Origin of the sequence: Pseudomonas sp. RIT-PI-AD, assembly GCF_025642785.1 — a bacterium.
Classification (GTDB): domain Bacteria; phylum Pseudomonadota; class Gammaproteobacteria; order Pseudomonadales; family Pseudomonadaceae; genus Pseudomonas_T.
Genome location: NZ_JANZKU010000068.1, coordinates 1 through 671, shown reverse-complemented (window position 1 = coordinate 671; position 671 = coordinate 1). Strand labels below are relative to the sequence as shown.

General features: G+C 68.3%; 1 protein-coding gene. It reads right to left on the bottom strand.

What is annotated here, in order from left to right; all coding sequences use genetic code 11:
- The coding region (locus OGL92_RS22055; RefSeq protein WP_263148026.1) for a methyl-accepting chemotaxis protein at nt 1–671 on the bottom strand (671 nt) is incomplete at both ends.

Here is a 671-nt window from a genome sequence, read left to right as displayed (position 1 = left end):
GTGGCCACCGACTGGTTCATCCCGTCGATCTCGCCGATGCGCTGGGTCACGCTGCCCAGCCGCTCGCCCGCCTGGTTGGCGATTTCCACGCTCTCCTCGCTGTAGCGCTGGCTCTCGGTCATGGTGCTCACCGCCTCGCGCGAGCCCACCTGCAACTCCTCGATCATCTTCTGGATTTCCTGCGCCGACTCCTGGGTGCGGTGCGCCAGGTTGCGCACCTCGTCGGCCACCACCGCGAAGCCGCGCCCGGCCTCGCCCGCCCGCGCCGCCTCGATGGCCGCGTTGAGCGCCAGCAGGTTGGTCTGCTGGGAGATGCTCTTGATCACCTCGAGGATCTGCCCGATGTTCACCGTCTTGCTGTTGAGCGTCTCGATGTGCACGCAGGAGGCGCTGATCTTGCTCGACAGGTCGCTCATGGAGCGGATGGTGCGCTCGACCACCTGACGGCCGTCCTCGGACTGCACCCGCGCCTCGGAGGCCTGCTGGGAGGCGTCGGCGGCGTTGCGGGCGATCTCCTGGGCGGCGGCGCCCAGCTCGTTGATCGCCGCGGCCACGCTGTTGGTGCGCTGAGCCTGCTCGTCGGAGTTGCTCATCGACGAGTTGGAGGCGTTGAGCACCAGCTTGGCCACCTCGTTGACCTGGGCGGTGGTGGAGGACACCTCGCGGATCGA